22 protein-coding genes, 14 tRNA genes and 1 pseudogene are annotated in these 24,828 nt (G+C 69.4%); 10 read left to right on the forward strand and 27 right to left on the reverse strand.

Features of this window, described 5'->3' with window-relative positions; all coding sequences use genetic code 11:
- Positions 1-5: 5 nt before the first annotated feature.
- The 19 genes from Q664_RS12985 to Q664_RS59000 form a co-directional block, all read right to left on the reverse strand.
- Entirely contained in the window at positions 6-1,091 is a 1,086-nt protein-coding gene (locus tag Q664_RS12985) for an SGNH/GDSL hydrolase family protein (RefSeq protein ID WP_052518030.1), read from the reverse strand.
- Between the two features lie 192 nt (positions 1,092-1,283).
- On the reverse strand, positions 1,284-4,112 hold the full coding sequence (locus Q664_RS12990) for an AAA family ATPase (RefSeq protein WP_043394172.1): 2,829 nt from the start codon (positions 4,110-4,112) through the stop codon (positions 1,284-1,286).
- A 93-nt stretch (positions 4,113-4,205) separates the two neighbouring features.
- Positions 4,206-4,406 carry a hypothetical protein gene (locus tag Q664_RS12995; protein WP_043394174.1) on the reverse strand — a complete coding sequence of 67 codons (201 nt, stop codon included), beginning with the start codon at positions 4,404-4,406 and terminating at the stop codon, positions 4,206-4,208.
- Between the two features lie 390 nt (positions 4,407-4,796).
- Positions 4,797-5,339: an HNH endonuclease gene (locus Q664_RS13000; RefSeq protein ID WP_043394176.1), complete on the reverse strand. Its 543-nt coding sequence runs from the start codon at positions 5,337-5,339 to the stop codon at positions 4,797-4,799.
- Between the two features lie 25 nt (positions 5,340-5,364).
- Positions 5,365-5,439: transfer RNA gene (locus Q664_RS13005), tRNA-Leu, on the reverse strand.
- A gap of 121 nt (positions 5,440-5,560) precedes the next feature.
- Positions 5,561-5,634: transfer RNA gene (locus Q664_RS13010), tRNA-Thr, on the reverse strand.
- A gap of 17 nt (positions 5,635-5,651) precedes the next feature.
- Positions 5,652-5,724 (reverse strand) — tRNA-Phe (locus Q664_RS13015).
- A gap of 9 nt (positions 5,725-5,733) precedes the next feature.
- Positions 5,734-5,805, reverse strand: a tRNA-Met gene (locus tag Q664_RS57655).
- A gap of 10 nt (positions 5,806-5,815) precedes the next feature.
- Positions 5,816-5,890, reverse strand: a tRNA-Arg gene (locus Q664_RS13020).
- A gap of 12 nt (positions 5,891-5,902) precedes the next feature.
- Positions 5,903-5,978: transfer RNA gene (locus tag Q664_RS13025), tRNA-Arg, on the reverse strand.
- Between the two features lie 16 nt (positions 5,979-5,994).
- A tRNA-His gene (locus Q664_RS57660) sits at positions 5,995-6,066 on the reverse strand.
- A 9-nt stretch (positions 6,067-6,075) separates the two neighbouring features.
- Positions 6,076-6,149, reverse strand: a tRNA-Pro gene (locus Q664_RS13030).
- Between the two features lie 30 nt (positions 6,150-6,179).
- Positions 6,180-6,255: transfer RNA gene (locus Q664_RS13035), tRNA-Pro, on the reverse strand.
- 6 nt (positions 6,256-6,261) lie between these two features.
- A tRNA-Asn gene (locus tag Q664_RS13040) sits at positions 6,262-6,333 on the reverse strand.
- A 30-nt stretch (positions 6,334-6,363) separates the two neighbouring features.
- Positions 6,364-6,435: transfer RNA gene (locus Q664_RS13045), tRNA-Gln, on the reverse strand.
- Positions 6,436-6,441: 6 nt separating this feature from the next.
- Positions 6,442-6,515: transfer RNA gene (locus Q664_RS13050), tRNA-Gly, on the reverse strand.
- A 5-nt stretch (positions 6,516-6,520) separates the two neighbouring features.
- Positions 6,521-6,591 (reverse strand) — tRNA-Lys (locus Q664_RS13055).
- 74 nt (positions 6,592-6,665) lie between these two features.
- Positions 6,666-6,747 (reverse strand) — tRNA-Tyr (locus Q664_RS13060).
- Between the two features lie 88 nt (positions 6,748-6,835).
- Positions 6,836-7,006 (reverse strand): hypothetical protein, encoded by a 171-nt coding sequence (locus tag Q664_RS59000; RefSeq protein WP_160174397.1) that lies wholly within the window; start codon positions 7,004-7,006, stop codon positions 6,836-6,838.
- A gap of 249 nt (positions 7,007-7,255) precedes the next feature.
- On the opposite strand from Q664_RS59000, the pseudogene Q664_RS13065 reads away from it, so the two are divergent.
- The 5 genes and pseudogenes from Q664_RS13065 to Q664_RS13085 form a co-directional block, all read left to right on the forward strand.
- Positions 7,256-8,428, forward strand: a pseudogene (locus tag Q664_RS13065) (DmpA family aminopeptidase); the annotation flags it as partial.
- A 118-nt stretch (positions 8,429-8,546) separates the two neighbouring features.
- Entirely contained in the window at positions 8,547-8,741 is a 195-nt protein-coding gene (locus Q664_RS13070) for a microviridin/marinostatin family tricyclic proteinase inhibitor (protein ID WP_043394178.1), read from the forward strand.
- A gap of 12 nt (positions 8,742-8,753) precedes the next feature.
- Complete coding sequence (locus Q664_RS13075; RefSeq protein ID WP_043394181.1) at positions 8,754-9,749, forward strand: MvdC/MvdD family ATP grasp protein; 996 nt, start codon at positions 8,754-8,756, stop codon at positions 9,747-9,749.
- A gap of 19 nt (positions 9,750-9,768) precedes the next feature.
- The gene (locus Q664_RS13080) at positions 9,769-10,770 is read left to right on the forward strand and encodes an MvdC/MvdD family ATP grasp protein (protein ID WP_043394183.1); all 1,002 of its coding nucleotides are present in this window, start codon (positions 9,769-9,771) and stop codon (positions 10,768-10,770) included.
- 71 nt (positions 10,771-10,841) lie between these two features.
- Complete coding sequence (locus tag Q664_RS13085) at positions 10,842-11,075, forward strand: hypothetical protein (protein ID WP_043394185.1); 234 nt, start codon at positions 10,842-10,844, stop codon at positions 11,073-11,075.
- A 1-nt stretch (position 11,076) separates the two neighbouring features.
- On the opposite strand, the gene Q664_RS13090 is transcribed toward Q664_RS13085, so the two are convergent.
- The 4 genes from Q664_RS13090 to Q664_RS13105 all read right to left on the reverse strand — a co-directional run bounded on the left by Q664_RS13090 (position 11,077) and on the right by Q664_RS13105 (position 13,361).
- Positions 11,077-11,652: a HesA/MoeB/ThiF family protein gene (locus tag Q664_RS13090; protein ID WP_043394187.1), complete on the reverse strand. Its 576-nt coding sequence runs from the start codon at positions 11,650-11,652 to the stop codon at positions 11,077-11,079.
- A 12-nt stretch (positions 11,653-11,664) separates the two neighbouring features.
- Positions 11,665-11,910 carry a hypothetical protein gene (locus Q664_RS13095; RefSeq protein WP_043394189.1) on the reverse strand — a complete coding sequence of 82 codons (246 nt, stop codon included), beginning with the start codon at positions 11,908-11,910 and terminating at the stop codon, positions 11,665-11,667.
- Between the two features lie 100 nt (positions 11,911-12,010).
- Entirely contained in the window at positions 12,011-12,964 is a 954-nt protein-coding gene (locus Q664_RS13100) for a DUF1684 domain-containing protein (RefSeq protein WP_043394191.1), read from the reverse strand.
- Between the two features lie 181 nt (positions 12,965-13,145).
- Positions 13,146-13,361, reverse strand: coding sequence for a DUF2905 domain-containing protein (locus tag Q664_RS13105; protein WP_043394193.1), 216 nt, complete (start codon positions 13,359-13,361; stop codon positions 13,146-13,148).
- A 195-nt stretch (positions 13,362-13,556) separates the two neighbouring features.
- Between Q664_RS13105 and Q664_RS13110 the strand changes: the two genes are divergently transcribed.
- Positions 13,557-14,216 carry a DUF2231 domain-containing protein gene (locus Q664_RS13110; protein ID WP_063934689.1) on the forward strand — a complete coding sequence of 220 codons (660 nt, stop codon included), beginning with the start codon at positions 13,557-13,559 and terminating at the stop codon, positions 14,214-14,216.
- 17 nt (positions 14,217-14,233) lie between these two features.
- Here the strand turns inward: Q664_RS13110 and Q664_RS13115 are convergent, their stop codons facing one another.
- Positions 14,234-14,500: a hypothetical protein gene (locus tag Q664_RS13115; protein ID WP_152622070.1), complete on the reverse strand. Its 267-nt coding sequence runs from the start codon at positions 14,498-14,500 to the stop codon at positions 14,234-14,236.
- A 17-nt stretch (positions 14,501-14,517) separates the two neighbouring features.
- On the opposite strand from Q664_RS13115, the gene Q664_RS13120 reads away from it, so the two are divergent.
- Positions 14,518-16,938, forward strand: coding sequence for a glycoside hydrolase family 31 protein (locus Q664_RS13120; protein WP_043394197.1), 2,421 nt, complete (start codon positions 14,518-14,520; stop codon positions 16,936-16,938).
- Between the two features lie 62 nt (positions 16,939-17,000).
- Here the strand turns inward: Q664_RS13120 and Q664_RS13125 are convergent, their stop codons facing one another.
- Genes Q664_RS13125 through Q664_RS13135 form a run of 3 tightly spaced genes read right to left on the reverse strand, consistent with a single transcriptional unit; the run spans position 17,001 to position 20,169 of the window.
- Positions 17,001-17,408 (reverse strand): hypothetical protein, encoded by a 408-nt coding sequence (locus tag Q664_RS13125; protein ID WP_043394199.1) that lies wholly within the window; start codon positions 17,406-17,408, stop codon positions 17,001-17,003.
- Between the two features lie 51 nt (positions 17,409-17,459).
- Positions 17,460-18,380, reverse strand: coding sequence for a hypothetical protein (locus Q664_RS13130; protein ID WP_043394201.1), 921 nt, complete (start codon positions 18,378-18,380; stop codon positions 17,460-17,462).
- A 16-nt stretch (positions 18,381-18,396) separates the two neighbouring features.
- Positions 18,397-20,169: a VWA domain-containing protein gene (locus tag Q664_RS13135; protein WP_043394203.1), complete on the reverse strand. Its 1,773-nt coding sequence runs from the start codon at positions 20,167-20,169 to the stop codon at positions 18,397-18,399.
- 364 nt (positions 20,170-20,533) lie between these two features.
- On the opposite strand from Q664_RS13135, the gene Q664_RS13140 reads away from it, so the two are divergent.
- Genes Q664_RS13140 through Q664_RS13150 form a run of 3 tightly spaced genes read left to right on the forward strand, consistent with a single transcriptional unit; the run spans position 20,534 to position 24,800 of the window.
- Entirely contained in the window at positions 20,534-22,825 is a 2,292-nt protein-coding gene (locus tag Q664_RS13140) for an ATP-binding protein (protein WP_043394206.1), read from the forward strand.
- Positions 22,822-23,286, forward strand: a complete 465-nt coding sequence (locus Q664_RS13145; RefSeq protein ID WP_043394208.1) for a response regulator — start codon at positions 22,822-22,824, stop codon at positions 23,284-23,286. The genes Q664_RS13140 and Q664_RS13145 overlap by 4 nt, the downstream gene beginning before the upstream one ends.
- Positions 23,283-24,800 carry a sensor histidine kinase gene (locus Q664_RS13150; RefSeq protein ID WP_043394211.1) on the forward strand — a complete coding sequence of 506 codons (1,518 nt, stop codon included), beginning with the start codon at positions 23,283-23,285 and terminating at the stop codon, positions 24,798-24,800. Before Q664_RS13145 ends, Q664_RS13150 begins: the two co-directional genes overlap by 4 nt.
- Positions 24,801-24,828: the final 28 nt, after the last annotated feature.

Below are 24,828 nucleotides of genomic sequence, written 5' to 3' on the forward strand. Positions count from 1 at the left end.
TGGGGCTACTTCCAGCCGAGCAGGTCGCGCAGCAGGGGCGTCATCTGCTCGGCGGTCCGCTGGTGGGTCTTCCGGCTGGGATGCCAGAGACAGCCGAGTCCCTCGTCGCCGAGGTTGGGCGGTACCTCGGCGAAGTGCACGCGGGAGTCTCCGGATTGGCGCAGGGTCTCCACCACGCCGGAGATGAGGGTACGGGCGTGCTTGCGCGCCTTGACGTCCTTGGGATGGGTGTCGGTGATGCCGGAGGCCAGGACGCAGACGATGTGGGCACTGGGGTAGCGGCCGCGGATGCCGTCCACGAGGGCGCGGTAGGCATCGCGGAAACGCTCCTCGCCGGGGTGCTCCTTCCAGAAGTCATTGGCGCCGAGCTGGATGACCACGGCATCGGGTATCCAGGAGGTGAAGTCCCAGCGGCTGTCCTCCCGATGGGGAAGGGTGCGCAGGTAGAGCTGGGGCAGGGTGGGGGTGGGGTCGTTGGCGAAGTTGATGGCCACACCCTTGCCGGAGAACGCGACGATGGAGGCCTCGGCGCCGAGGGCTTGCGAGGTGAGGGCGGGCCAGGTGAGGGAGCTGCGCTGGGTCTCCACGTTGAAGCTGCACTGCTCGTTCTTGCCCTCGACGCCGAAGCCGGTGAGTCCCGAGTCGCCGACGAACTCGATGCGGCGCGTGGGGGCGGGAGGCGCGGGTAGCAGCCGGGCCCCCGGGTCGAGCTCGAGCCCGAGGAACTGGGTCTCTCCGACCGCGGGCTCGGTCTCCTTCTCCAGGCGCAGCACGTGCTCGCCCTCGGGGAGCCCCTCGGCGATGCGGTAGAGCATGCGGCCCTCACCGACGTAGAGGTCACGGAAGGGCGCACCATCCACGCTGAAGCGGAAGCGGTTGGGGGCGAGCTCCTCGACCTTGGGCAGGTCGAGCAGACGCAGCCCGAGGGAGGTGCCGGTGAATCGCACGGTCAGGGACGTGCCACCCCAGGAGAGACGGGGACCACTCGGGTCTCCTCGGTCCACGCGGCCACCGAAGCGCAGCTCGGGGGCCTGGGGAGACACCTGGACGGGAACGGTGCGGCAGCCACTCAGTAGGGCCAGGGCTACCATCACGCCCGCCAGACTCCAGGAAGCGCATCCCGGCAGTGAATAGGAAGGAAGGCTCATGTGCTCGAGCTTACGTGAGCCTCGGGCCGAGGTGCCGGAGGACCTCCCGGTCGCGCTCTTCACGAACTTGTCCAACAGTTGGACAAGTTTTACGAGCTCGCGTCCGGCAGGCTCTCCCGTGTTCGTGCTTCGGAATCAGCTCACGGCGCTCGTGGGGCCCGAGGTGGGCGGACGGGAGATCCACGCGGCGATGAAGACGTCCAGCTCGCCGCGCAGCACGTCCTTCACGCGTGGCGTACCAGCGCCCGTGCGCGGGTCCTCCACCCGAGCGCCACGGCCCAGGTGGTAGCGCCGGGCCTCGTCCGCCGTGTTGCTGCCGCCCTGGCCCTTCACCACCCGCGAGGCGATGTCCTTCATCTCGCCCAGCTCGCCCGCGCCCGCCAGCGTCATCATCCGGCCCGTGGTCTCGTCCTTCACCGTCACTTCCGTCTTCACCCGTGCGACGTAGGTGCCCTCGTGCCGCCTCACCTCGCGGCCCTCCACGTCCAGGCTCTCCTCTTCCTCCACCGGTCCGCCCCGGTGCACCCGCACGTAGGCCCGCTGGCGCTTCTCCTCGTCGATGCGCCGGTGCAGCCCCGCCTCGCCCGCCAGGTAGCCGTAGGCCCCGGGTCCGGCAATCCGCACCACCACGCGGAAGGGCTCCTCCGCCTCCGCCACCGCCATTGCCTCGTAGCCGCGACGCTCCGCCCAGCCCAGGTACATGGTCGCCAGCTCCTGCACCCATGCGTCCTGGCCCTCGCCCGTCTCGCTCGCGCAGATGTCCACCAGCGCCTCGTCGCCGTGGTCCGTCGTCCCCGCGGCGCCGAGCACCTCGGCCATCTGCACCTCGCGCGCGACCTCCTCCACCTGCTTCGCCGCGGACGCGAGCTGTGCCTCGCCCTTCGCCTCGCGCACCAGCCGCCGCGCGAACGTGGTCCGCTCCTCCATCCGGTCCAGCTCGTTGAGCTGCGCCTCCACCGAGCGGAATGCCCTCAGCGTCGACGCCGCGCGCTGCGGGTCGTCCCACAAATTGGGCGCCTGCGTCGCCGCCAGCAGCTCCGCGCGCCGCTCCTCCAGCCTCGGCCGGTCCGCCGACACCGACAGCGCCCGCGCCCGTCCCACCAGCCGGTCCATCTCGTTGAGCAGCGACTTCTTGTCCAGCCGCCGCTTCACCGCCGACACCGACTTCTCCGTGGGCAGTGCGAGCTGGGCCGTCTCCTCACGCGGGCGCGGGGAGAGCTCGGCCACCGCCACCACCTTGCCGCCTGGCCGCGTCTCCACGCGCACCGGTGCTCCCGGCGGCAGCGGCCGGCGGGCGATCTCCACCGCCAGCGCCGCGGTCAGCGTCTTCTCGATCTCCCGCTGCAGGTAGCGCGCGCCGAACTGCGGCGAGTAGCCCCGGTCCACCAGCAGGTCCACCACCGCTGGCGTCACCTCCACGTCCAGCCCGCGGGCACGGATACCCTCGCGCTCCAGCACCCGGCCCACTTCGCGCTGGGCGATCTTCCGGATCTCCACCTTCGTCAGTGGCTGGAAGTGGCAGATGGCGTCGAACCGGTTGAGGAACTCGGGGCGGAAGGCCTCGGCGATGCGCCGGTCCACCTCGGAGATGAGTTCCTCGGGACGGCGAGAGCCCATGAAGCCGATGGCCGGCTCCCGGTACACCTCGGCGCCCACGTTCGACGTGGCCACGATGACCGTGTTGTTGCAGGAGATGGTTTCTCCCGCCCCGTTCACGAAGGTGCCCTCGTCGAAGAGCTGCAGGAAGCGGTCGTGCACACTCCGCGCGGCCTTCTCGAACTCGTCGAGCAGCAGCACGGTGAACACCTTCCCCTCCAGCAGCGCCGTCAGCTCGCCGCGCTTCGTCTCCACCGCGGGCGCCCACGAGGCACCAAAGGGCACGCTCTCGTCGCCGTCGTTGGGGAAGTCCGCCATGTTGAGCCGGACCAGCCTGTCCTGCGAGCCGAAGAGGTACTCGGCCAGCAGCTTGGCGAGCTGCGTCTTGCCCACGCCCGTGGGTCCGGCGAAGAGGAACACGCCCAGCGGCCGGCGCGGATCGTTCAACCCCGCCTTGAGCAATGCCACCGAGCGCAGCACCGCCTGCACCGCGTCCGTCTGCCCGAGCAGCCGCTCGCCGAAGAAGCGCTCCGTCTCCTCCAGGTCCAGCGCCATCGCGTCGTCCACCACGAAGCGCGGCAGCCGGGTGGTGGCGCAGAAGCGGGTGAGGACGTCCTCGGGACCCACGCGGTCCTTGGCTCCTCCGGAGGCCTCGGCGGCCGTCTCCTTGAGCAATTCAATCGCCTTGCGCGGCAGCCTCTGGGCCAACAGGAACTTGGAGGCCAGCCGCAGCGTCAGGTCGCATGCCGCTGGATCGATGGGCAGGCGCAGCTCGCGCTCCAGCTCCTCGGCCACCCGGCCCAGTATCCACCGGGCCCGCTCGGCCGGCGGCTCCTGGAGCGGCACCAGGTGGAGCCGCTCGGAGAAGGCCTCGTCCGCGCGCAGCAGCTCCTGCACGCGCTTGGGCTCGGTCTCGAAGATGAAGCGGATGCCCCCCGTGCGCAGGGCCCGGAAGGCCACCGGGGCCAGCGGCCCGCCGATGACCGCGGGCAGGTCCCGGATGTACACGATGGGGCAGGGGTGACGGCTGAGCCAGGCCAGCAGCTCCTCGAAGCTCTCGGCCGCCTGGCGCTGGGTGCTGCGCGCCAGGATGTTGGCGACGGACACCTCCACCATCCGCGCGTTGGCGAGCTCCGCGTCCACGCGGCCCTCGATGATGCGCCGCGCCACCTCCTGCACCAGGGCGGACTTGCCCACGCCCGGATCGCCGGAGAGCAACGGGTGCTTGCCCCCTCGCGTCAGGAGGCCCAGCACCTCCATCACCGGACCGTCCACGCCGTGCGCGGCCGGGAGCTTCCCCTCCCGTGCCAGCGCGGTCAGGTCCCGGTCGATGAGCCTCTCGTTGTCCTCGCTCTTCCTGGTGGCCATGGTCGGGAACGCCTCAGGGGCGCGGCCGCACTCTAACGTGCTGAACCGCAGTGGTGGACCCCGGCCTTCCGTTCCTGGCCGCCCGTGCTGGACTCAGCACTCCGCGACCGGGTGCCCCCAGGGGTTGGAGGCGGGGCACTGACGCAGCAGGACCTCGAGCCGCTGGGCCCGGGTACTGGCGCTTTCCTGCTTCGGCGGGAGGGGGTGCGGCACCGTGGCGCTCAGGCGCGCGGCCTGGTTCGCCAGGAGCTGCTCCACCTCCGGAGACAAACGATCGAACTCGAGCCATTCCATGGGCTTCCTCCCTGTGGGGATGGTGTGAACGCGCATCCATGCGCCTTCTGCCCCTGTCGAATCACTACGCCGCGCGTCAGCGGCGAGGTGGAATGACGGGTCCCCAACTTTTCACGGTTTACGGGCTCTTTACAGAACGGAAGGCGGAGGACTCGAACCCCAGACCGGCGACCGGTCCGCACCCGCTAGCAACGGGGCCTGGCGCCATCGCCAGTTCACACTTCCAGGAGAGACGGAATACGGAAGGCAAATGTGCCGGCAGCAGCTCCCGCCTGCCGGCGCGCGGGGCGTACGGGCCGGGGACGCCTCTGGCCTCCCCGTTCATGCACCCGCTCCTGTGACGGAGCGGGGCCCGGGAGCCCCCTCTGGAGGCCCCCGTCTACCCGCCGCTCACTCCTCGAGCTCCGTGTGCCAGTACGCGACGTCACGGAGGAACTTGCGCCAGGAGATGGGCATGCCCTTCTCGTAGGCGAACGTCAGCTGCACCGAGCCGGGGAGCTTGCGCGGCTTCTCCGGCGTGGAGAGCAGCTTGAGCCCCGCCTGCACCGGCGTGCGGCCCCCCTTCTTCTGGTTGCAGGGGACACACGCGATCACGATGTTCTCCCAGGTCGTGCGGCCCCCCTGGGCCCGGGGCACCACGTGGTCATACGTGGCCTCGGGGCGCGACACCTTCCGGCCGCAGTACTGGCACTTGCAGCCATCGCGCATGTACACGTTGTCGCGGCTGAACTTGATGCCGCGCCCCTTGCGCCGCTCGCCGCGCAGGAAGCGGATGACAGAGGGCATGCGGATCTCCAGGGTGACGGAGCGGACGAGGCGGTCGTCGTACTCCTCGACCACCTCGACCTTCCCCTGCCACAGCAGCATCATCGCGCGCTGCCAGGAGATCCGTGCCACGGGCTCATACGACTGGTTGAGGACCAGCGTCTCCATGACTCGGTTGTCCTTCTTGGGGGTATGTCCGCGGCGAGAGTCGAACTCGCACGTGAGCTGGGTTTGAGCCAGCCGCCTCTCCCGATTGGGCCACGCGGACGTGTTGGGGAGCCTGTTGCAGTACACGCCCTGGGGATCGAACCCAGCAGACCTGGTGTGTGGGACCAGTGCCGTCTCCAGCTGGCTCGGCGTGCAAGAGAAAGGGTGAAGAAGGTGAGGAGTGCCCCCGGTCGGGATCGAACCGACGACCCCCGGTTTACGAAACCGGTGCTGCTGCCAGCTGAGCTACAGGGGCAAAACGGGTGCTGCGAGTGCCGGCCCCAGGAATCGAACCTGGTCCTCCCGCTCTTCAGACGGGCGCGCGGACCACCTACGCCAGGACGGCTTGAGACAGTTGCGGAGCAGGGAGTCGAACCCTGCGGCCCAGGCTTATGAGGCCCGGTGGGACGTCCGGTCCCACTCCGCATCGAAACGGTTGCCCCCGGCAGGACTCGAACCTGCGGCCTCTCGGTTCGGAACCGAGCGCTCTGCTCCAACTGAGCTACGGGGGCGGAAAGAAGTAGCGGCTCCGGCAGGACTCGAACCTGCGGCCTCCCGGTTCGTAGCCGGGCGCTCTGCATCCAACTGAGCTACGGAGCCAGACAATTCATTCAAGGTCGGCTGGAGGGACTCGAACCCTCTGGAACCGGATTCACAGACCGGTGGCTCACCCTTTGCCTTCAGCCAACATGACACATCTGGGTGACAGGATTTGAACCTGCAACCTCGCGGACCCGAACCGCGCGCTCTACCAAGTTGAGCCACACCCAGGAAAGACAATCACCACTGCGACAGACTGAGTCGGGATGGCCGGATTCGAACCGACGGCCTCGTGCACCCCAAGCACGCGCTCTCGTCCAGGCTGAGCTACATCCCGAGGAAGCTCCACAGGAGGGATTCGAACCCCCAACCTGACGCTTAACAGGCGCCCGCTCTTCCCTTGAGCTACTGTGGAATGTGTTGCATGAAGTGTTGCATTGAAGAGATCCGGGAGCAGGGTTCGAACCTGCGTCTGCGGGGTCAGAGCCCGCTGCCCTGCCAATTGGACCATCCCGGAATGAAGTGGAGCGGGTGACGGGATTCGAACCCGTGTTTCCGGTATGGGAGACCGGCGTCCTGCCACTGGACGACACCCGCGTGAGTACCTCCGGAGGGATTCGAACCCTCGCCACCCGCTTAAGAGGCGGGTGCTCTACCGATGAGCTACGGAGGCGTGTGCCGCCTCTCGTGAGGGCAGACGGCGCTTCACCACTGCGATTCAGTTGTCAGAGAGCTGCGAACTGCGAGTGGGGACGCTGGGAGTCGAACCCAGCGGGCCAAGGGCTCCGGCTCTACAGGCCGGCGCGTCTCCGTAACGCTCTACGTCCCCAGAGGTGTGAGGCTGGAAATGCGAGAGGCCGGGAACCCTTTCGGGAGCCCGGCCTCCGTCGCGCCGCCTCACGTCTGGAGGCGGAGCATCAAAAGAGGCTCGGGTATGGCACGCCGTACTGGCGATACCGCGACTGCGAGGAGGGGACCGGCAAGGCACTGACGCGCACGTCGTGGAAACCGGTATGGCTGTTGGGCTGCTTCGGATTCATCATTCCCGGCTTCATCGTCGTCGTCCGCATCGTCACCGCTCCTTTCATGGTGAAGAGACGCCACGCCCCGGGATTCCTGACGGGGTATTTTCCGGGGGATTTTCCTTCCCCGCCGGACCCGAGTACCTCCGCCCGCTATGAGACCCTTCCTTCCTGCCCGCTTCCTCTCCGCGCTCCTCCTCTGTCTCCCCGGGGTGGGCTGCGCCGCGTCGTCCCAGGCTGCTCCCTCCCTCGCCTCCGCTCCCGCGAAGCCCACCCCCGCGGCGTCCGCTCCGGTGACGCCCGACCTGGCGAAGCCCCGCCGCGCGCGGCCTGGGCATCACCTTTGGAGGGAAGGCCGGTCCCGCCAATGCCATCACCGACGTGCCCGGGGTGGAGGTGGGCCACACGACGCTCATCTCCGGAGAGGGCAAGCTCGCGGTGGGCAAGGGGCCGGTGCGCACGGGCGTCACCGCGGTGCTGCCTCGCGGACGCGAGCGCATGGCCGAGCCCGTCTTCGCCGCCTCCTACGCGCTCAATGGCAATGGCGAGGTGACTGGCACCCTCTGGGTGGGTGAGTCGGGCCTGCTCAATGGTCCCGTCATGCTGACCAACACCTCCAGCGTGGGCGTGGTGCGTGACGCGGTGGTGGACTGGGGGGCCCGGCGCGGCCTCGGGTGGGAGCTCGGCCTGCCGGTGGTGGCGGAGACCTGGGACGGCTTCCTCAACGACATCTATGGCTTTCACGTCAAGCCGGAGCACGCCCTGAAGACCATCGACGGTGCGCGCGGCGGCCCGGTGGCCGAGGGGAACGTGGGAGGCGGGACGGGGATGATGTGCCACGGTTTCAAGGGCGGCATCGGCACGGCCTCGCGCAAGCTGCCCGATTCCCAGGGCGGCTACACGCTGGGTGTACTGGTGCAGTGCAACTACGGCAGCCGGCGCCTCTTCTCGGTGGAGGGCGTTCCGGTGGGCGAGGAGATCCGCGACCTCCAGGCCTGTTACACGGGCCGAGAGGCCCCCTCGTCACCGCTCATCGGCAACATGCGCCCGTGCGCCCAGAGCGCCAGCCTCGACACGCCCCCCCTCCCCGAGGGCATGGGCTCCATCATCGTGCTGGTGGCCACCGACGCGCCGCTGCTGCCGCACCAGTTGGGGCGCATCTCCCGGCGCGTCCCGCTCGCCATCGGCAAGATGGGCGGGCTGGGCGAGGACTCCTCGGGGGACATCTTCCTGGCCTTCTCCACCCAATCGACGAAGCCACCGGACGGCAGCCAGGTGGCCCAGGTCTCCTCCCTGGACAACGGGCACCTCAACCCGCTCTTCGAGGCCACGGTGCAGGCCACCCAGGAAGCCATCCTCAACGCCATGCTCGCCGCCCACACCATGACGGGCGCCGATGGCATCCGCCTCTACTCCCTCCCTCACGACAGGCTCGTCCAGGCGCTGCGCAAGTACGGCCGGGCTCCCGCTCCGGCGCCAACGGAATGAAATTCGCCAGGTAGTCTCGAACGTGGTAACCCAGGGTCGTGTCGTGCGCCTGACCGCTCGGGTCCCTCCCTCGTCGTCAAGGCCGGAGCTCTCCCCCCCGCACACACGGAGGCGACAAATGAAGAAAGACATGACCCGGAAGCCATTCTTCGCGCGTCTGCTCGAGGAGCAGGAGCTGGAGCTGGTGTCTGGTGGTGCGAACAACACCATGAAGTACCCCTCGGATGGGCATGACTCCGCCGCCACCCTCCAGGAGTCCAACAGCGAGGGGACCTTGAAGTACCCCTCGGACACGGACGAGCGTGACCTGTAGGAAGTCCCTGGCATGTCCCCCGCTCGCGACATCGTCCTGCTTCTCACCCACAGTGCCGACTTCTACACAGTCGACCGGGTGGCGGAGGAGCTGTCGCGGCGGGGCCTTCGTCCCGTCCGGGTGGACACCGACGGCTTTCCGGCGGAGCTGGAGCTGACGTCGAGTCTCGGGCCCGGAGGGGGCGAGGTGCTCCTGCGGACAGCGGCGGGCGAGCTGCGCGGCGAGGACGTACGGTCGGTGTGGCTGCGCCGGCTGATGTCCCCCCGGCCCGATGCGTCACTGGAGCCCGGCTGGCGTGAGAGCTGCGTGCGCGAGTCGCGGGCGGCGCTCGAGGGCTTCCTCGACGGGCTGTGGGCCGCGGGCTGTGCCTTCATCAACCCGCTCGGCGGGGAGCAGGCGGGCAACAAGCTGCGCCAGCTGCGGCTGGCCATGGCCGTGGGGCTGGAGGTCCCCCCCACGCTGGTCACCAATGACGCCGAGCGCGTCCGAGCCTTCTTCGCGCGGGCGGGGGGCCACCTGGTGGCCAAGATGCAGACGCCCCTGACGCAGTCCATGGCGGGCGGGCAGCCCTTCGTCTACACGAGTGCGATTGGCCCCGAGGACCTCGAGAAGCTGGAGGGGCTGCGCCACAGTCCCATGATGTTCCAGGAGCGCATCGACAAGGCGAACGAGCTCCGGGTGGCCGTGGTGGGTGGGCGCTGCTTCGTGGGAGCCATCGACGCGTCGCGCTCGGTGGAGGGGCAGGTGGACTGGCGGCGCTCGCGGCCGGACGAGGTCCGCTGGCAGAAGGGCGAGCTGCCATCCGAGGTAGCGGAGCGCCTGGCTCGCCTGGTCGCGGAGCTGGGGCTGGTGTACGGCGCCGCGGATCTCATCGTCACACCCGACGGACGTCACGTCTTCCTGGAGGTCAACCCCGGGGGCGAGTGGGGCATGCTCGAGAAGGAGCTCGGCCTCCCCATCGCCGCGGCCCTGGCCGACGCGCTCGCGTCCGCGGGCCGTTCCCCCTGACGGCACACGCGGGAGCGTCATGGCCATCCTCATCGTCACCCATTCCAAGGACAACGACGCGCCTCGCTCCGTGCGGCGTGCCCTCGAGGCGCGCGGCGAGCGCGTCTACCGCTTCGACTCGGATTTGTTCCCCACCCGGCTCCAGCTCTCGCTCGACGAGGCGGGGGAGGGCCGGCTGTCGGGGCCCGATGGGGAGATGGCGCTGTCGGAGATCTCCTCCATCTGGTACCGCCGCAACGCCACCGGGGCGGGCATTCCCAAGGACCTGGACGAGCAGCTGCGCAGACCCTCGGTGGAGGAGAGCCGGCGCCTGGTGTTCGGGATGATGACGGCGCTCGGGGTCTTCCAGCTGGATGCGCTCGACGTGGTCCGGCGCGCGGAGCACAAGCCGCTGCAGCTCAAGCTGGCGCGGGCGCTGGGCATGGAGGTGCCGCGCACGCTGATGACCAACGACCCGGAGGCGGTGCGCGCCTTCGCCGCGAGCTGCCCCGGTGGGGTGGTGACGAAGATGATGTCGTCCTTCGCCGTCTACGACGAGCAGGGCCGGGAGCAGGTGGTCTTCACCACGCCACTGGAGTCGCGCGAGCTGGAGGACCTGGAGGGCCTGGACCTCTGCCCGATGACCTTCCAGGAGCGGCTGACGAAGCAGGTGGAGCTGCGGGTGACGGTGGTGGGGGAGCGGGTGATGGCGGCGGCCATCGACTCGCAGGCGCTGCCGAACGCCCGGGAGGACTGGCGGCGCGAGGGGGCGGCGCTCATCGACGCGTGGAAGCCCTACACGTTGCCCGAGCGGTTGCGGGCGCAAATCGTCCGCCTGATGGATGCGCTGGGCCTCAACTACGGCGCGTTCGACTTCATCGTCACGCCCGAGGGCCGGCACGTCTTCCTCGAGGTGAATCCGGCGGGCGAGTTCATGTGGTTGATGCGCAACCCGGGGCTGCCCATCGACGAGGCCCTGGCGGACGTGCTCTCCGGACGCGCGGTCCGCCGGTCCGGTCCCAGACCCTTGCCGCCGGCGTGAGGGCACACCCCGGGCCCTGTCCGAGGATCCAGTGGTCCGGCCCGAGGCCCCGGTGGTACGGTGCCCGCCCCATGGCAAAGTCCCCGTGCCCCGTGACGCTGAAGCAGTTCCAGGAGAAGGCCGAGCCGTTGAAGGTGGTCATCAACGGCCAGGAGATGCTCGCCGAGGTGAAGGCATTCTCGACGGGCTCCTTCGGCTGGAACATCAATGGCAAGATGACCATCACCGTCGATGGCAAGCCGGTGTCGGTGCAGATCGGCATGAACATGACGGTGGTGGGCTCGAAGGAAGCCGCCCGGGAGTGACTCAGGCCGTCGGCGTCACCGCGACGAGGCTCACCATCGCGTCGCGGCGGGTACCGTGCTTCACGAAGTCCTGCACCACCCGCGCGAGCGTGGCACCGAGCTGACCGATGAGGGGCAGGTGGGCCCCTCCCTCGCACGTGGCCTGGCCCGCGGTGTCCTCGGCGTCCGGGACGAAACGCTCGTCCCAGCGCACCAGCCCGAAGGTGCCATCCGCCGCCAGCGCCCCGTGCACCAGCGGCTTGCCCGCCGTGCGCGCGAAGTCGCTCAGCAGCAACCGGCTCGCCTGGTTGTCGAAGCAGTCGACGAGCAGGTCCGCGTTTCCACACAGCGCCGCCACGTTGTCGCGCGTCACCCGCACGCCGAAGGACTCGGCCTTCACCCCGTGCAGGTTGAGCAGCTGGAGCTTCAGCGCCTCGGCCTTGTTCTTCCCCACCGAGGGCTTCACGAAGGCCTGCGCGAGCAGGTTCTTGGACTCCACCCGGTCGAAGTCGATGAAGACGAGCGTGGCCTCCAGGTTGCGGCACAGCACCGCCGCCGTGGAGCCGATGGCCCCCACGCCACAGAAGAGGATGCGCATGGCCGGCCCTCCTCAGGCCCCGAAGGGCACCTTGGGACGCAGGTAGATGCGGTCCTCGCCCCGGGGGCCGCGGAACCGGTCCACCACGTAGTGGACGAAGGCGTCCTCGCGCAGGTTCGCGATGTGCAGCCCCGGCGCCCCGCCCGAGCGCACCACCTCCAGGGCGATGCGCCGCACGTCCACGTCCGACACGTGGCCGTCCAGCTCCAGGGGCAGGTCCGAGGACAGGCCGTTGTAGGTGATGTTCAGCGTCGCCATGTCACGCCTCCATGGGGGGCCCGGCCCGGGCCTCGTGGGGAGGCGCTCGGACCGGGCTCTCATGGCCCTGGGGACGTGGGGGGGCGGGTCTTCCTGACGCTCAGTGGTCGCCGTAGCGCTTCTCGCCGGCCTCCACGCGCAGCTTCAGCCGGTTCTGCGGCGGCGGCAGCGGGCACGTCGCGTAGGGCGAGAAGGCGCACGGGGGGTTGTAGGCCCGGTTGAAATCCAGCACCACCTTCCCGTCCTTCGGCGGGTCCGCGTACAGGAAGCGCCCCGCGCCGTAGGAGTCCGTGCGGTTGGTCAGGTCCCCGAAGATGATGAAGAGCGGCTCCGTGGGGCCCTCCTGGACCGGATCCAACCTGTACTCCTCGCCATTCACCTTGAAGAAGATGGTGCCGGGCGAGGTCATCTCATCCACCGTGCCGAGCACGTTGGGGACCGGCACCTTGCGCGGGTTGGCCGCGGGCTCGAAGCGGCCCTCCACCCGCCAGGCGGCGCTCACCGGCCAGGTGGGGATGCCGTGGAACTGCTTGCGAGCGGGGGCCTCCGCGTCCTTCACCCGGATGCCCAGCTTGTCTCCCCGGCGGATGACGTAGAAGCGCAGAGAGCCCAGCGCGAGCACGTCCTGCTCGCCTTCGCTGGCGCCCAGCTCCCCACCCGTGAAGGGCTGGCCCGCGCGGGTGAGGGAGATACCGGGCTGGACGGCCAGGGTCACCGTGCCACCCTTCCTCGTGAGCGTGCCCAGGTGCGCCGGAGCCCCGGAGGGGAAGACGACCTCGTTGTGCTCGGCGGAGCCCACGCGGTTGTCTCCCTCCTTCAGCCAGTGCAGGCCCACGAGGCTGAGCCAGCCGTCCTCGGACGTGAGGTTGGCGATGCGCTTCTGGTGCCAGGCGCGCGTCTCGGCCTCGAGGTCGAACGGCTTCTCCGCGGTGGGCTTCTCTTCGGCGGGTTGCTTCTGGGCGGGCTTCTTCATGGCGGGTCTGGACGGGGGCGCGGCGACCGAGGGAGTCGCGAACGCCAGCGCCGACAAGGTGAGCAGACGTGCAATGCGCATGGCCCGACCATGACAAGACCCGTGGAGCCCGTCCACCACCCGTGAGGCGGGGGGAGGCGCGCGGAGAGCCCTGGGATTAGCGGCGGTGCGCCTGGCCACGGTCTTCCGGTGCTCCACCGCGCCGAGGTGGTGGGGGGGAGCCCGTGGTGGAGCTCGATGGGGTGAAGCGATGAGGGCCGGGCTAGAGGAACCGGCGCACGACGAAGGCGAGCAGACTGAGCAGCGCCGAGAGCAACAGCATCGAGACCAGCGGGAAGTAGACGCGGGTGTGCTCGCCCTCCCAGCGCAGGTCGCCCGGCAGGCGGCCGAACCAGGACAGCGCGCCCGAGTACATCAGCAGGCCGATGACGGCGAGCAACACCCCCGCCGCCACCAGCATCAGCCCCACGGACTTCACCGGGTCCTCCCGAGGCGCCGTCCTCTCATGAGCGGTGGTCTGCCCACGCCTGGACGGATTGGCAAGCGGCTCGCCACCTCGTCCGTCCCTCCCCGGAGGGTGCGCAGGGCGCGGGGCCGAGCCTCCTGGAGTCCGGTGGGGCGGGTTGTCCGCCGGGCGGTGCGCCCCAAGCTTTCCGGGACGAGGAGGAATGTCATGGACATGCGCGTACACGAGCTGCACCCGACGTTGATTCACGCGCCGTTGGCGTTGCTGCCGTCCACGGTGGTGGTGGACCTGACGGCGGCGCTTACCGGGAACAAGAAGCTGGACGACGCGGCGCGGACGCTGTGGTGGACCACGGCGGCGAGCGGGCTGCTGGCCGGGTTCGCGGGGATGGCCGCCTCGCAGGAGGTGAAGGCGGACCGGCACTCGCGCGACATGATGTTCCTGCACGGCCTGGGCAACGTGGGCCTCGTGGTGGGGGCCTTCGGCGTGGCCGTGTGGCGCACCGGGCACCGCTCCTCGCTGCTCTCTGGCCTCGTGGGGCTGGGCGCGTTCGCCATGGCGGCCTACACCGGCTGGTTGGGCGGCGAGATGGTGTACACGCACGGCGTGGGCGTGAAGGAGCTGACCATGAAGGGCGAGGAGTTGGATCAGCTCAGCCCCTCGCTGGCTTCGCGGCAGGCGCCCGTCCGGTTGCTGCGGGATGCGGTGAAGGGCCTCGGGTGGCTGCTGGGCCGGGCCCGTCAGGTCTTCTCCGGCCGCGAGCAGCTCGACCCCAGCGCGTTCGGCGTGAAGGCCGTCGAACAGAAGCTGGAGCAGCAGCCCACGGCCGGGTCCGGGGAGTCCCGTCCGGAGCTCCGCCCGGTGTAGCGCCGCTGTGGAGGGGCTCAGTGGCCGCCCTGGTGCTCCAGGGCGCGCCGCAGGGACAGGAGCATGCGCCGCACGGCGTAGCCCTCGAAGTCCTCCAGGGGATCCACGCTCGAGGGGAAGACCTCGAGCAGGGTCTCCAGATAGTGCTGGGCGTGAGCGGCCGTTCCCGAGCCATCCACGGGGACCTCCTTGGACCCCAGGGTCTCGTCGAGGTGGAAGGCGCCCATCACCATGCTCTGCCAGCGATCCGTTCGTCCGCCGTCTTCAGGGTTGTCCGTGCTCACGGAACCCATCTTAGACCATGCGCCTCGAAGACCTGTCCGTTGAGCCCACCCGTGTCACCTTCTGGGGTCCGCGTGCCGCACTGCAGGTGAGGAGTCCCCTGCCCGGAGTGTTGCGGCTCCGACACCTCCCGGCCTTCAAGCACACCGCGCCCGGGCCTCGCGAGCTGCCGGCCAAACAGTCCTGGGCCGTGGTGGAGCACCGGGAACTGCCGCTCTCGGTCCGCCGCGAGGAGCGGGGTGGGGTGGCCGTGGTGGTGACGGAGGCGCTCTCGCTGGAAGTGTCGCTGGCGCGGGGGACCTGGCGCCTGCTCGACGCCGCCGGCCGGGAGCTCGCCCGGTGCGAGGACGTCTCCGGCGAGGTCATGCCGGACTACCCGGTGGACCGCTTCCGCTCGCGGCTCGCCCTGCACACGACGCCGGACGAGGCATGGCTGGGATTCGGCGAGAAGGTGGGAGCGCTCGACAAGCGCGGCATGCACTTCGTCTTCTGGAATACGGACGTGATGCCGCACCACCCGGACACGGATCCGCTCTACCAGTCCATTCCCTTCTGCCTCGGCCTGCGCGAGGGGCTCGCCTGGGGCTTCTTCCTCGACGAGTCGTGGCGCATGGAGGTGGACGTGGGCGCCGAGGATGCCTCGCTCGTGCAGTGGGAGTCCTCCGGGCCCGAGCTGGACACCTACCTCTTCGCGGGGCCGATGCCCGGGGACGTGGTGCGCCGCTATACCGCGCTCACCGGGCGTCCTCCGCTGCCGCCGTTGTGGAGTCTGGGCGCGCAGCAGTCCCGCTGGGGTTACGAGAACGCCGGGGACGTCCGCTCCGTCATCCACGGCTATCGGGCCCATGGCCTGCCGCTGGACTGCGTGTACCTCGATATCGACTACATGGAGGGCTACAAGGTCTGGACGTGGGACCGGACCCGCTACCCGGACCCCGCGGGCCTGGCGCGCGAGGCGGCCGCGCAGGGCGTGAAGCTGGTCACGATCATCGATCCGGCGGTGAAGGCCGAGCCGGGCTATCGCGTCTATGACGAGGCGCTCGCGGGGGACTTCCTGGTGCGCAACGACCGGGGCAGCGTGCTGCTCGGCGAGGTGTGGCCCAGGCCCGCGGCCTTTCCGGACTTCACCCGCGAGGAGGTGCGCGGGTGGTGGGGCCGGTGGCACCAGGGCTTCCTGGAGGCGGGCATCGCTGGCGTCTGGAACGACATGAACGAGCCGGCCTGTTTCTCGCTGCTGAATGGCCGGGAGACCTTCGACATCAAGACGGCACCCGCGGCGCACCTGGGGAAGGTGGAGGGACCCACGCTGCCGCACGACGCGCGGCACGGCCACAGGCGCCACCTGGAGGTGCACAACGTGTACGCGCTCGGCATGGCGCGGGCGGCGTACGAGGGCATGCGCGAGCTGGCTCCCGAGCGGAGGCCCTTCATCCTGACGCGCGCGGGCTCGGCGGGGATCCAGCGCTACGCGGCCATGTGGACGGGGGACAACTCCAGCTACTGGGCGCACCTGGAGCTGTCGCTCACCATGTTGCTGGGGCTGGGGTTGTCGGGTGTGTCCTTCGCGGGAGTGGATGTGCCTGGCTTCCTCGGCCGCGCGAACGGGGAGTTGCTCGTGCGCTGGATGCAGGTGGGGACGTTCTATCCGTTGATGCGCAACCACTCCGGAAAGGGGACACCCCCGCAGGAGCCGTGGCGCTTCGGCGAGCCGTACCTCTCGCTCGCGCGCGAGTGCCTGGAGCGGCGCTACCGGTTGCTGCCCACGCTCTACACGTTGTCCCATGAAGCCTCCGTGGAAGGGTTGCCGGTGATGCGCCCGCTCGTCATGTACGCGCCGGGAGACGAGGAGGCGCTGCGCACGGATGACTCGTTCCTCTTCGGGAGGGACCTGCTCGTGGCGCCGGTGGTGCGCCAGGGCCAGAGACGGCGGCTCGTGTACCTGCCGGAGGGCCGGTGGGTTCCGATCTTCAACCTGGGTGCCTCGGAGGAGTCGATCGAGGGCGGGCAGCACGTCATCGCCGAGGCACCGCTGGGCACGGTGCCGCTGTGGCTGCGGGCGGGAGGCGCACTGGCCCTCACCGAGCCCGCGTTGCACACCACCTCGGCCAACTGGTCCCAGCTGACGTGGCACGTGCACGTGGCGGAGCGGGTGGAGGCGCGGCTGTACGAGGACGCGGGTGAGGGTTACGGCGAATCGCGTCTGACGCGGTTGGTGGGAGGGCTGGCCGGGGACCGCTTCGTGCTCGAGCGGAGCGCGGAGGGGGCGCTGCCGCTGGCGCGTGACACCGAGACGCTGCGTCTCCATGGGCTGTCAGCGCCGCGTGAAGTGGTGGGCGCGCGGGAGCACCGCATGCGGAACGGAGTGCTCGATCTCACCGTGGATGCCGGGTGGCGGCGAGTGGAAGTTATTCCCTCTCCCCTCGGGAGAGGGTCAGGGTGAGGGTATCCGGGCCCGTTCTCCAACCTGTGGTCCTCAGTGTGGACAGCGGGTTCAACCCGGGTTCACCCGATACCCTCACCCCGTCCCTCTCCCGAGGGGAGAGGGGAGGTTGTGTCCTGGATGCACATTCCGGAATCCACGCGGAGGCCCCCGGCCCACGAGGGCTCCTGCGTCACGCGCACGTCCCGGCCGTCCTCGCGCACCACCATGCCGTCCGGTGCCACCACCGAGAAGCGCACCGGCCTCCCGAGCGCCTCGGCGAGCGCGGCCATCGTCGTCTCGTCCTCGGCGCTGAAGCCCAGCGGCCCCACCGGGTGGCTGTGGGCGATTTCCTCCAGCTCCCCGCGCAGCCGCCAGATGGCCTCCCAGCGCGCTCGCGAGTCCGGCAGCCACACCGGGCTCTCCGAGGCATCGCTCCACAGCACCGTTCCGTCCCGGCCAATGAGCAGGCAGACCTCACGCGGCTTCATGGGAAGACCCTCACCCCCACCCCTCTCCCAGAGGGAGAGGGGAGTCTCGTCTCAAGCGTGCCGCGTGATGACCAGCACGTCGTGCTCGATGGCCTCACGGATGACCGATGGCAGGCTCTCCAGGTTCACGTTCCGGTCCGCTCCCGCCAGGCAGATGCCCGCGTCCACCACCTGCAAGGTGTCCGCCTCCACGATGCTGATGAAGCGCTCGCCCATGAAGCCGAACGTCACCTCGAGTCGCTCGCTCCCCATCCGCCGCGTGTCGAGCAGCCGCGCTCCCGCCGATTCCAGCACCCGCTCCACCCGCGTCGCCCCGTGGGACTGACGCTCCAGGTGTCGTGGACGGGCCCGCAGCCGTGCCTCCACCGCCCGTACATGCGCCTCACGCTCGGACGCCAGCGCCCGCAGCCGCGTCTCGGCCTCGGGACGGCCTCCCTCGGACACGGACAGCACCTGCCCACGGACCTCGACCGGAGAGAATCGGATGCCGAGCGCGCGCGAGGCTCCCTCCAGCACCGCGTAGCCAAAGGCCGCCCGCAGTGACGCGGGCACGGCCTTCACCTCCGCGAGCGTCCGGCCCTCTTCCAGCATGAGCCGCGCCGTGCCCTCGGCCTCGCCCTCGAACTCGACCTCCTCGAAGACGAGCGAGCCGTCATGCCAGCGCCGGGCGCGCACGGGCGAGAAGCGCGGAGGCTCCTCCTCGGGGAGGAGATTCACCGGCTCGGCCACCGCGCCCTCGCGCACCAGACGCGTGCCCCACAGATGTCCACGAACGAGCGGGAGCCCGTCGAGCCCTTCCGGCCCGGCCGGCTCCCGCGCGGTGGCGGTGCGCCCCTGCACCTCGAAGCGCCACCAGCCCGGAGCGGGCGGCGTGGACACGCGGAGGCGCCGCGAGGGCGCGTCGACGGACGCCCCACCGAAGTAGGGCAACACCGCCGACTCCACCTTCCCGAGGAACTTCCGGTAGTCCACGACACCCACTCCTTTCTCACGCCACCTTCAGCAGCGGCGTGCGCATCACCCGCTCGACCCAGCCGGACTGGCTGGCCCCGGCCGCCGTCGGCGCGTCCATCAGCGCCTTCAGCACGCGGGGGACCTGGTACGGGTCCTCGAACTGGTCCACCGACACCTCACTGAACGGCACCTTCATCTGCCCGGCGCACGTGCGCACGGTGTTGCCCCGGTTGGCGGCGCTGGCCACACTCACCAGCATCGCCATGGCGGCCACGGTGTAGCCGCACTCGCGGAAGGCCCGGGCGAACTGGTCACCCGCCTCACCCGCCTCGTCACCCACGACGATGCAGATGAGCTTCGCCTCCTCCGGCACCCGCATCCCCGCCCGGTGCAGCGCGTGCACACCGGCCGCGTGCGTCGTGCCGCCCGACGCCTTGATGCCCTGCAGCATGTGCTGCACCGCCGCACGGCTCGCCGCCTTGGGCTTGAGCACCGTCCCCATCGTGTCGAACGTCGCGATGTGCAGCTTCTCCACCGGGAAGCCCGCGAGGATGCGCGACAGCGCCTCCTTGGACTGCTCGATGGCCCCTTCCATGGAGCCGGACTTGTCGATGAGGAACATCACCCTCACGTCCGTCTCCGCCGTCGCCTCCGCCACCGCCGCCTTCGCCGCGTTGTCGCTCGCCTCCTCCAGCTTCGCCTTCAGCTCCTGGCTGCGCACGTTCTTCACGATGTGGAGCGCCCGCTGGTCCGTCGCCGTCCGCACCGCCTTGTCCCACCGCGCGCGGATGCCCGGGTCCGACATCAACCCCAACTCCTCGAGCGTGGGCGTCAGGATGCGCAAGTCCCGGTCGGACAGCGAGGGCAGCAGCGCCGCCATGATGGCCGGCGTCAGGCCCAGATCCTTGGGCAGCCGGCCCACCACCTCCTTGTAGGAGAGGCGCTCCAGCTCGATCCACTCGCAGATCTCCGCCTCCGAGAGCCCATCGAAGCGCTCCCGCTTCACGAGGTGGAGACCCTCCAGGCCCACCGAGCGGTGGCCCGCGGCCGCCTGCTTCTGCTTCCAGCCGAGCACCTCGAAGAAGGCCTGCGTCACCGGCTTGTAACCGGCCTTGCGGGCGAGCTTCTTCAGCGTCTCCTTGTAGCCGGCCTTCACCAGGCCCTGGAGCATGGGCAGGTTCTGCTCACGCAGCCGCAGCCACTTCGTCGCCACGCTCTTCCACCGGCCCATCGGCGCCTTGCGGGACGCGGGATCTCCGAAACCCGCCTCGCGGTTGAGACGGGCGATCTCCGGCGTCTCGAGCAGCTCGGCCACCCGCAGCACCGCCTTGGGCGTGAGCATGCGCGTGGACTTGCGCTCGTAGTGGAGGATCATCGCCTCGCCGATGGTGCGGAAGTCGTCGTCGAGGAACGCGATGGAGCCGTCGTCCTCGCGCACGGGCTGACCGGAGTGGCTCTGCACGAGCATCAGCGCGCACGTGGCCACCTTCAGGTCACGCCAGTCCGTCTGCGTGAGCGCGTAGGACGCGAAGTGCGCCATGAGGTCCGTGTTGAGCCGGTAGATGTCCAGCAGCTGGCGGTAGAGCTTCACCGCGGCGGGCACGAAGAGGCCGGGCTTCACCGGGGTGGCGCGGCGCGCGAGCGCCTCGCTGGCGCCCTGGGCCGCATGCCAGACGCCGTTCACGTCCAGACCCGGGCGGTTGTGCCACAGGTGGGCGGAGCCCCCGAGGACCAGGTCCAGGAGCTTCTCCGCCGGGCCGCGCTGGGCCTCGGGGAGCGTGGGGGTGGTCTGGTTGTGCGTCGTCATGTGCTGCCCCTCCAGGAAAGGTCGCGCCCGAGTGACCCGGCCATTGTTTTGACTTGGCGGTCAATATTGACGTGTGAGGTCAATGGGGCGTGTAGGGCCGGGTCGGCCGGGCGCGATGTTCTCGTTCTGCCCCGAAGGACGACGCGTTCCGGGGTTCCTGACGGGGGGATTTCAGGCGCGAGGCATGCCTGTTTCGGCCGGGCCTCCGGGTGAAGGTGACAGGAGCTGAACACTCCAGGGGCGAGCGGGTGCCGGAGCGAAAGGCGGGTGGGCAGGTTGGGCCGCGTGTCTATACGGTGCGCCGCCCTGGCCCGTCGGGAAGGCAAGGGGATTGCGGCCCGTGGGCCGTGGTGGAGGAGGCGAGATGCAGACCGATGGGGCCCGGGTCGGCCAGGTGGTGGACCTGACCAATTGTGACAAGGAGCCCATCCACATCCCCGGGGGCATCCAGCCGCATGGCGTGCTGCTGGTGCTCCAGGAACCGGCCCTCACGATTCGCCAGGTCAGTGAGAACGCCGAGGCCCTGCTGGGGGTGCCCGCCCGCTCCCTGCTGGGAATGGCGCTCGAGAATCTCCTGACGGAGTCCCAGGCCGCGAGCATCCGCGAGTGCCTCCTCGCGGAGCGGCTCGAGGACAACAACCCCCTCAAGCTCATCACGCGTGGGGGGGGCCGGGAGCACTTCTTCGACGGCATCGCGCACCGGCACCAGGGGCGGCTCATCCTCGAGCTGGAGCCCACGTCCGAGAAGGAGGCGCTGCCCTTCTTCGGCTTCTATCACCAGGCGCGCAGCTCCATGTCCCGCCTGCGGGACGCGAAGGACCTGAGCGCCCTGTGCGTGGAGGCCGTGCGCGAGGTGCGGCGGCTCACCGGCTTCGACCGCGTCATCGCCTACCGCTTCGACGAGGAGTGGAACGGCGCGGTGCTCGCCGAGGATCGGCTGGAGACGGCCGACTCGTATCTGGGCCTGTGGTTCCCCGCCTCGGACATCCCCCGTCAGGCGCGCGAGCTCTACACGCTCAACTGGTTGCGCATCATCCCGACCACCGACTACGTGCCCGCGCGCATCCTCTCGTTGCCGGAGGACGCGGAGCAGGGCCCGCTCGACATGTCCTTCTGCGTGCTGCGCAGCGTCTCGCCCATCCACCTGGAGTACCTGCGCAACATGGGCGCTCCCGCGTCCATGAGCATCTCGCTCCTCAAGGAGGGCCGTCTCTGGGGCCTCATCTCCTGCACCCACGTGTCGGGCCCACGGTACGTGCCCTACGAGGTGCGCAAGGCGTGCGAATTCGTCGGCGAGTTCATGTCCTCGCTCCTCGTCACCAAGGAGGGCCACGAGCACTACGACCAGCGCATCCGGGCCCAGTCCATCCAGGTGCGGCTGCTGGAGCGGATGACGCGCCACCCCGACGTCGCCGTGGGGCTCACCCAACCTCCGCCGGAGTTGCTCGAGCTCACCGGGGCCACGGGCGCGGCCGTCTACTTCAACGGCAGGACCACCATCATCGGCCAGGCCCCCGATGACGAGCAGCTCCAGGGGCTCATCGAATGGCTCGCCGCGAAGGCGGATCCGCAGGAGCTGTTCTGCACCGTGAGCCTGTCCCATCACTACCCCGAGGCGGCGGCGTTCAAGGACGTCGCGGCGGGCCTCATCGCGGCCTCCATGTCGCGTGGCCGCCACAACTACGTGCTGTGGTTCCGTCCCGAGGTGGTGCAGACGGTGGCTTGGGGCGGCAATCCGAACAAGCCGGTGGACATGGACGGCGACCAGCCGCGGCTGCACCCGCGCAAGTCCTTCGCGCTCTGGAAGGAGACGGTGCGCGGCAAGTCCCTGCCCTGGAAGGACTACGAGGTGGAGGCGGCGAGGGAGCTGCGCAGGAACGTCATCGACATCGTCCTGCAACGCAGCGAGGAGCTGCTCAAGCTCAACATGGAGCTGGAGCGCAGCAACGTGGAGCTGGACTCCTTCGCCTACGCGGCCAGCCATGACCTCAAGGAGCCGCTGCGCGGCATCCACAACTACACCAGCCTGGTGCTGCGTGAGCAGGCCGATAGCCTCTCGCCCACCAACCACAAGCGCATGGACACGGTGGTCCGGCTCACCCAGCGCATGGAGAGCCTCATCAACTCGCTGCTGCATTACGCGCAGGTGGGCCGCACCGAGCTGTCCGTGCGGGAGACGGACCTCAACGACGTGCTCTCGTCGGTGTTGGAGGTGCTCAAGCCGCGCATCGACGAGGCCCAGGTGGAGGTCCGCGTCCCCCGGCCCCTTCCTCCCGCGCGGTGTGACCGGGTGCGGATGGCCGAGGTCTTCACCAACCTCCTCACCAACGCCATCAAGTACAACGACAAGGAGAAGAAGTGGGTGGAGATTGGCGCCATGGACACGCCTGACGGCGGCACCACGTACTACGTGCGAGACAACGGGATTGGCATCAAGCCCGAGTACCACGACACCATCTTCCGTATCTTCAAGCGCCTGCATGGACGCGACAAGTACGGTGGTGGCACCGGCACGGGCCTGACCATCGTGAAGCGGCTCATCGAGCGGCACAACGGACGCCTGTGGCTGGAGTCCCAGCCGGGCGCTGGCACCACCTTCTTCTTCACCCTGGGCAGCGAGAAGCCGGAGCCCGTGACCGGGACGGGGGCGAAGTGAACCGAGGCCTGCCCATCCTCGTCGTGGAGGACAATGACGAGGACTTCGACATGCTCCAGATGACCTTCCAGAGCGTGTCCATTTCCAATCCCCTGCATCGCTGCACCGAGGGGGAAGAAGCCCTGGAGTTCCTCCACCAGACCGGCCGCTACGCGGATCCGGACCAGGCCCCTCGTCCGGGCCTCATCCTCCTGGATTTGAACCTCGCCGGCCTGGATGGCAGGCAGGTGCTCGAGCACCTGAAGAATGATTCCCACCTCAAGAGCATCCCCGTCCTCGTGTTCTCTACCTCTGACAACCCGAAGGACGTGCAGAGTGCCTACGCGCATGGAGCGAGTGGCTATCTCCTCAAGCCCGTGGATCTGCCCAGGTTCGAGAGAATGATTCAGCTCTTCAAGGATTTCTGGTTGGACCACATCGTGCTCCCCGAGGGGGAGGCCCGCGAGGGTGCCCGGAGATGAGCCGCCGAGCCCTGACGGTGCTCTTCGTCGAGGACAGTCCGGAGGACCGGGATGTCTTCCAGACGTACCTGAACGAGACGGGGGAGTACGACTTCCGCTTCCTGGAGGAGGACGACGCGGAGAAGGCACTCCAGCTCTGCGTGAGCGAGCACGTGGACTGTGTCCTGCTGGACTATGACCTTCCCGGCATGAACGGCCTGCAGTTCCTCCGCAGGCTGGAGGACGAGGAGGGGTACCTCAGGCCTCCCGTTGTCATGGTGACCGGCCGGGGGAACGAGCGCATCGCCGTCCAGGCCCTCAAGAGCGGAGCGTCCGACTACCTGGTGAAGTCGGAGGTGACGCCCGGCAACCTGTACCGCGCCGTGCGCAACGCGGTGGAGAAGGAAGACATCCGCCGGCGCTTCAACGAGCAGCGCACCCGGGCGGGGCTCGCGGAGGATCGGCTCCGGCTCGCCCTGGAGGTGCTGGAGCACGGTGACGCGCTGCTCGTGCTCGACAGGGACTTCCGCGTCGTCTTCGCCAACAAGAGTCAGGAGCGCCTCGCGGGCAAGCCGATCCGGGAGACCCTGGACCGTCACTTCTGGGAGCTCTGGCCCGAGGCCGCGGACCCGAGCCGCAAGTATTGGCTCGAGTACCACCGGGCCATGCGCGAGCGGGTGCCGGTGCAATTCGAGGAGTACTACCCACCCATGAACCGGTGGACGGACGTGGGCGTCTACCCCACGCAGGATGGGGGCATCGCCATCCTCTACCGGGACATTTCCGGGAAGAAGCGGGCCGAGGAGCAGGTCCGGGCCGAGGAGCGGCGGCGCGCCGAGTTCGAGCAGCAGCTCATCGGCATCGTCAGCCACGATCTCCGCAACCCCATCACCGCCATCTCCCTGGGGGCGGCGAGCCTGTTGCGCCGCGAGGATCTGGATGAGCGTGCCCTCAAGACACTGGTGCGCATACAGTCCTCGGCCGAGCGGGTGACGCGGATGATCCGCGACCTGCTCGACTTCACGAAGGCCCGCCTGGGTGGAGGAATCGACTTGCTACGGATGCCCATGGACCTGCACCACCTCACCCGGCTCGTCGTGGACGAGGTCCAGATGTCCTTCCCGGATCGCGAGGTGCGGGTCGTCTCGGACGGAAACGGCGAGGGCGAGTGGGATGGGGACAGGATGGCGCAGGTGCTCACCAACCTCATCACCAACGCCTTGAAGTACAGCCCCGCGGAGACGCCCGTCCTGATACGGACGTTCGGCGGACCGGCGAGTGTTCAGTTGGAGGTCCACAACCAGGGGCCGCCCATTCCCCCCGCGGTGCTCGCCCACCTCTTCGAGCCCATGCGGCGCGGTGAGGCCCAGACCCGGGCCGACCGGTCGGCCCGCAGCATCGGTCTCGGCCTCTTCATCGTGGACCACATCGTCCGGGCGCACGGGGGCAGCATCCACGTGCGCTCCACGGACGCCGAGGGCACGCTCTTTGGCGTGCGCCTGCCGCGCAAGCCACCCGCCGCCCTGGGCCCGTGAGGCCTGGAGTGGCGGTGGCCCGCGCTCC

It is taken from the genome of Archangium violaceum Cb vi76 (assembly GCF_000733295.1).
Taxonomy (GTDB): domain Bacteria; phylum Myxococcota; class Myxococcia; order Myxococcales; family Myxococcaceae; genus Archangium; species Archangium violaceum.